This is a genomic window from Brevundimonas sp. A19_0 (genome assembly GCF_017744255.1).
GTDB lineage: Bacteria > Pseudomonadota > Alphaproteobacteria > Caulobacterales > Caulobacteraceae > Brevundimonas.
In genome coordinates, this window is the sequence record NZ_JAGHQP010000038.1 from 1 (window position 1) to 5,193 (window position 5,193).

6 protein-coding genes and 1 pseudogene are annotated in these 5,193 nt (G+C 69.4%); 4 read left to right on the forward strand and 3 right to left on the reverse strand.

The genetic code is table 11. The features are described 5' to 3' along the window. Positions 1–184: pseudogene (locus tag J7346_RS14820) on the reverse strand (cell envelope biogenesis protein OmpA); the annotation flags it as partial. A 144-nt stretch (positions 185–328) separates the two neighbouring features. Next, on the reverse strand, positions 329–1,009 hold the full coding sequence (locus J7346_RS14825) for an acylneuraminate cytidylyltransferase family protein (RefSeq protein WP_209120744.1): 681 nt from the start codon (positions 1,007–1,009) through the stop codon (positions 329–331). Positions 1,010–1,128: 119 nt separating this feature from the next. On the opposite strand from J7346_RS14825, the gene J7346_RS14830 reads away from it, so the two are divergent. Genes J7346_RS14830 through J7346_RS14840 form a run of 3 tightly spaced genes read left to right on the forward strand, consistent with a single transcriptional unit; the run spans position 1,129 to position 3,855 of the window. Next, entirely contained in the window at positions 1,129–1,935 is an 807-nt protein-coding gene (locus J7346_RS14830) for an ABC transporter permease (protein WP_209120745.1), read from the forward strand. A gap of 55 nt (positions 1,936–1,990) precedes the next feature. Beyond that, positions 1,991–3,157 carry a chain-length determining protein gene (locus J7346_RS14835; RefSeq protein ID WP_209120746.1) on the forward strand — a complete coding sequence of 389 codons (1,167 nt, stop codon included), beginning with the start codon at positions 1,991–1,993 and terminating at the stop codon, positions 3,155–3,157. Then, on the forward strand, positions 3,154–3,855 hold the full coding sequence (locus J7346_RS14840; protein ID WP_209120747.1) for an ABC transporter ATP-binding protein: 702 nt from the start codon (positions 3,154–3,156) through the stop codon (positions 3,853–3,855). The genes J7346_RS14835 and J7346_RS14840 overlap by 4 nt, the downstream gene beginning before the upstream one ends. A 10-nt stretch (positions 3,856–3,865) precedes the next feature. Here J7346_RS14840 and J7346_RS14845 read toward each other — a convergent pair whose 3' ends face one another. Next, positions 3,866–4,726: an FkbM family methyltransferase gene (locus J7346_RS14845; protein ID WP_209120748.1), complete on the reverse strand. Its 861-nt coding sequence runs from the start codon at positions 4,724–4,726 to the stop codon at positions 3,866–3,868. 176 nt (positions 4,727–4,902) lie between these two features. On the opposite strand from J7346_RS14845, the gene J7346_RS14850 reads away from it, so the two are divergent. Continuing rightward, positions 4,903–5,193, forward strand: a 291-nt coding sequence (locus J7346_RS14850; protein ID WP_209120749.1) for a hypothetical protein, incomplete at its 3' end; no start/stop codon positions are given.

The following is a 5,193-nucleotide window of genomic DNA, read 5'->3' on the forward strand; positions in this document are numbered from 1 at the left end:
CGTCCTCAACCTCGAAGTCCCAGCCGTTGCCGGCCGCCGAATCCACGCCGTAAACGTCGTTGACCGTGTGCCAGCCCGCGTCAACCGCGCCGTACCAGCCATTCGGCTCTGCCGACGCAGCGCCGGCCCCCATGGCCAGCGCCGCAGCAGCGCTGGACGCCAGGATCAAACTCTTAACACGCATCGGTAAATGCCCTCCGCAGCCTTGTTGAATGTGCGACGGACACGCCGCCTCGCGCTTCTCATAACAGTGCCGCTCGCCAAGGTCGAGGCGGAAACCACAGGGAAAGGGTCTAAACTATGGCAGCGTGGTACCGATGATACAGCCTCAGGTCGCCTCGCGGGCCTGATCCGCCGTCAGGCGCGCTTCACAGGCGGCGAATTCGTCCGACGTATCCACATCCCACCCCCGTTCGACCGGCATGACATGAGCCAGGGTCCCTTCGGGACGGAACGTCCGCTCGCGGAGCAGGCGGTCGGGCCGGGCCACATAGACGGCGCCATTGATCACAAAGGTCCGGTCAAGGACCTCGGGGGCCGGCGCCAGCGCGCCGTCCGCACCGACCTCCACATGGAAGGCCGCAGGCTTGGCCAGCGGCGACACGCTGATGACCGCGGGCGCGCCCTCTGCCTCGGCCAGGGCCACGGCCGCATCGATATCCTGCGCCCGCCGCAGGGGCGAGGTCGGTTGCAGCAGAACCACATAGTCCCAGTGACCACCCACTTCGCCGAGCGCGTGTTCCACCGCATCGATCACCGAGGCCTCGGGCCCCGACAGGGCGGCCGGGCGCTCGAACGGGGCCGGGCACCCCATGTCCTCGGCCAGCGCCAGCACCGCCGGGTCGTCGCTCGAGACCACGATCCGGTCGAGAACCGTCGAGCCCTGCGCGGCGGCCAGCGTCCAGCCGATCATCGGGCGACCGGCCAGCAGCCGCGTGTTCTTGCCGATCATCCGCCGTGACCCCGCGCGCGCCGGGACAATACCGATCACCCGTTTGTCGCCGATCATGGGGTCCCCGCGCGCGATGCCTGCCGACGACCATGTGTGACCGCTTCGGCTTATGGGCCGTTAACGCGCGACGGCCCGAGCGCGCTTGCGCGGAGACGGCCACCCCCTATCCTGCAGGCATGGCATCCTCTCCCCCGTCGCAGGCCCGGTCGCGCTCGCCCGCCCTTCCGAGACACCTGTCGATCATCCGCGCCCTGATGCTGCGCGAGCTGATCACCCGCTACGGGCGCGAGGGTCTGGGCTTTCTGTGGGTGATCGGCGAGCCCCTCATCTTCTGCCTCGGCGTGGTGGTGATGTGGAATTTGATCCGGCCCGAGTACGAACACGGCATCCGCCTCGGCCCGATGGTGATGACCGGCTATATGGCCCTGTTGCTGCTGCGTCATCAGATCAGCTTCAGCCTGGCGGCCCTGCAGGCCAATACCGGCCTGCTGCACCACCGCGCCATTTCGGTGCTCCACATCTATGCGTCCCGCAACGCCCTCGAGTTTCTGGGCACGACGGCCGCCTTCCTCGTCGTCTATCTGCTGCTCGGCTTCCTGGGCGAGGTTTCGGCGCCGCACGACTGGAGCCTGGTGCTCGTCGGCTGGTTGCTGCTGGCCTTCATGGGGGTGGGGCTGGCGCTGATCTTCAGCGGTCTCGCCCTCCGCTATCCGGTCATGGAACGCATCGTGCCGCTGATGACCTATGCGCTCATCCCCATGTCCGGGGCCTTCTTCATGGCGGCATGGGTGCCCCCGGTCTGGCGTGATACCTATCTTCTCATTCCCCTCCCCCACGCGGTGGAGATGATGCGCGCGGGCGTCTTCGGCCCCTTCGTCGAGACCCATTTCAACCCCCTCTACGCCTTCGGCTGGGGCCTGATCCTGAACTTCGCCGGCCTGTTGCTGGTGGCCGGAGCCCGGGACCGGATCGACACCGAATGACCCGGGCATCGCGAATGGATGGCCTGCTGCGCGCGGGCGGGGTATCAGTCGGGCCATGACCGATACCCCGACGGATTCCCTGTCCCCCCGCTCCTCGTTCCGACCGGGTTTCCGGCTTCCGGCCCTGCCGCCCTGGGCGCCGTCGTGGGCGTTCCTGATCTGCGTCGGCCTGCCGACCCTTCTGGCCGCCGTCTATTTTCTGCTGATCGCCTCGCCGCGCTATGTGTCCGAGGCGCGCTTCATCGTCCGCCAGGCCGGCCAGAACCAGCCGGACGCCCTTGGCCTGACGCTGCAGGGCGTGGGTCTCGGCAGCACACAGACCGATGCCTTCGCCGTCCATGACTATATGCGCTCGCGCGACGCCGTGGCCGAGCTGGATCGCACCCTCGACCTGTCCCGCATGCTGGGCCCGCCCGGTGTCGACGTCCTGTCGCGCTGGCCCCGTCCGTGGGAGAGCCACACCCGCGAGGGCCTCTATCAGGGCTACCAGCGCTTCGTGACCGTCGGCTACGACGCCACCACCGGCATCAGCATCCTGCGCGTCGAGGCCTATCGCCCCGAGGATGCCCAACGCCTTGCCGAAACCCTGCTGGCCGGGGGCGAGGATCTGGTCAACCGGCTGAACGCGCGGTCCGTCGCCGATGCGGTGACCCAGGCCGAGCGCGCGCGCGACGAGGCGCGGGCCCGGCTGGACGAGGCCCAGCGGAACCTGGTCGCCTTCCGCAATCGCGAGCGGTTCATCGACCCCTCCATGGTCGCCGCCGAGGGCGCCGGCCTGATCGGCGAACTCTCCGCCACCCTCGCGGGGCTCCGCGCCGAACGCGCCCAGCTGGCCGCCGAAGCGCCGCAGAGCCCCCAGCTGCCCAGTCTCGACAACCGCATCGCCGCCTATGAGCGCCAGATCTCGGCCGAACGCAGCAAGCTGGCGGGCGCCGCCACCTCGCTGGTGCCCGCCGTCAGCGCCTATGAGGATCTGGTGCTGGAGCGCGAACTGGCCGATCGCCAGCTGTCCGAGGCCACCGCCGCCCTGGTGGTCGCCGAGCGCGACGCCCGGCGCCAGTCCCTCTATCTGCAAAGGGTCGTCAACCCGGGCCTCGCCGACGAGCCCACCCGCCCGCGCCGCTGGCGCGCCGTGCTGATCGTGCTGCTGGGCAGTCTGCTGCTGTATGGCGTGGGCTGGCTGGTCTGGTCGGGCCTGCGCGAGCACCGGCATCAGGGATGACGGACGCGGCGCCGCCCCTGCCAGACACGGTGCCGGCGGGGGAGCCGGGACTGGTCGTCACCGACCTGGCCAAGGCCTGGAAGCCCGGTCAGCGGCCGGTCTTTTCGGGCATCGACTTGACGCTCCCCCGCAATGGCCGCCTCGCCCTGCTGGGCCGCAACGGCCAGGGCAAGTCGACCCTGATCAAGGTGCTGGGCGGGGTGTTGCGCCCCACCGCCGGACAGATTCGCTGGGGCATGTCGGCCTCCTGGCCGATCGGCTTCGGCGGCGGCTTTCAGGGCAGTCTGTCCGGGCTGGACAACATCCGCTTCCTCGCCCGCCTCTATGAACGCGACTTCGACGCCCTGCTCGCGCACATCGATGACTTTGCCGAACTGGGCAGCGACCTGAAGAAGCCGGTCAAACACTATTCGTCCGGCATGCGTGCGCGTCTGGCCTTCGGCCTGTCGCTGGCCATCGAGTTCGACTGCTATCTGGTCGATGAGGTGGTGGCCGTCGGCGACGCCCGCTTTCAGGAAAAGTGCCGCGAGGAACTGTTCGCCCGGCGCGCCGACCGGGCCTTCATCATGGCCTCGCACGACACCCATCTGGTCGAGCGCGAATGTTCCCGCGCCCTGATCCTCGAGGGCGGTCAGGCGCGCCTCTATGAGGACGTCCACGAGGCGGTCGAGGCCTACAGCTTCCTGAGGGCGGCCTAGGCGTGGCGGCTCAGCGCCGCGACAGCCACAGCATCCAGTCCTCGGGCTGGTCGCGATCCATCAGCCGCGCCCGGTCCACCGGCACGATCTCGGCATCGTGGGTGACCATGCGCAGGCGCCGGTAGACGCCGACCAGCCGCTCCAGCAGGCCCAGCGGGTCCTTGCAGCGGGCGCTGTTGAACTCCAGCAGGATATCCGGCCGGTCCTTGGCGATCCGCGGCCAGGCCCCCTCCAGCACCGCTTCCTCGGCGCCCTCGACATCGATCTTGATGAAGTCGATCTTCGGCCAGTCGGCCAGCAGGGTCTCCAGCCGGCTGCTGCGCACCCGCGTCATACCGGCCTGCTCGGCCCGGTGATCCTCGACGACCCGGGCATTCTTGGGATCGTCTTCCCTGAGCTCGAAGGTCAGCATCTGATGGTCCTGCGTGCCCACGGCCTGTTCGAACACCGTCGTCCGCCCCGCAAAGCCGTTGACGCTGACCGTCCGGCGCAGCAGCTCGGCGGTCATCGGGTGTGGTTCGATGGCCGCCACCCGGCCACCGGGTCCGACCAGATCCGCCAGCAGCACGGTGAAATAGCCGTGGTTCGCCCCCGCATCGACGACCGTCATCCCCGGCTTGATCCGGCCGGCCAGAAGCGGCGTCATCCACGGCTCCCAGACGCCATCCATCAGCAGGTGCGGCGTGAAGCCGACGTCCCGGGCCGTCAGGAACATCTTGTAGCGCCCCATGGCGCGAGCCAGCATGATGCCGTCACCCAGATGGATGCCGCAGGCCAGGGCCCGGCTGCGCCGCTCCAGCTCCCAGCGATCCATTTCAAGCAGTTCGTTATGACCGACGAGATTCAGTCCGGGAGTCGATGCGGTTTCCACACCCTGTCCTTCCACTAGAGGCGCCTGTCCTGCGTCATGCGGGCAAGTGGCGCCGGACGCAACCGTTGCGATGCCTGTAGCGGCGCCGCAGCCACCGCCGTCGCCTCTCTGGCCCTTGCGAGCGGGCTCTGCTAGGCGTCCGGAAGGGGCGCCCGACGCCACTTTCCGGGGGAAGAATGGACATCCGGCCGATCCTGCAGAAGCTGCGCGCCCTGATCCTGGGGTCCGGCGCCGCACGCCGCAGCATGCCGGTCCGGGCCCCGCGCCGCCGGGTGCGCACGCCCCGGATCTGGGCCGCCGCGCTGGACAGCCGGCGCAATCTGCCGGTCGGTCCGGCCCCCGATCCTGAAACCACGACCCGGTCCCGGGCGCCCTTTGGCCGGGGTCCCGGCCGCCTGCCGCGCCGACGCGTGGCCCTGCCGCGCATCTGGGCCGCCGCCCTCGACGCCCCCAGCACCCTCCCGTTC

Excerpts from the sequence above, each read along its gene's own strand:
- J7346_RS14825 (WP_209120744.1), bottom strand. The coding sequence starts at position 1,009 with ATGATCGGCGACAAACGGGTGATCGGTATTGTCCCGGCGCGCGCGGGG.
- J7346_RS14830 (WP_209120745.1), top strand. The coding sequence starts at position 1,129 with ATGGCATCCTCTCCCCCGTCGCAGGCCCGGTCGCGCTCGCCCGCCCTT.
- J7346_RS14835 (WP_209120746.1), top strand. The coding sequence starts at position 1,991 with ATGACCGATACCCCGACGGATTCCCTGTCCCCCCGCTCCTCGTTCCGA.
- J7346_RS14840 (WP_209120747.1), top strand. The coding sequence starts at position 3,154 with ATGACGGACGCGGCGCCGCCCCTGCCAGACACGGTGCCGGCGGGGGAG.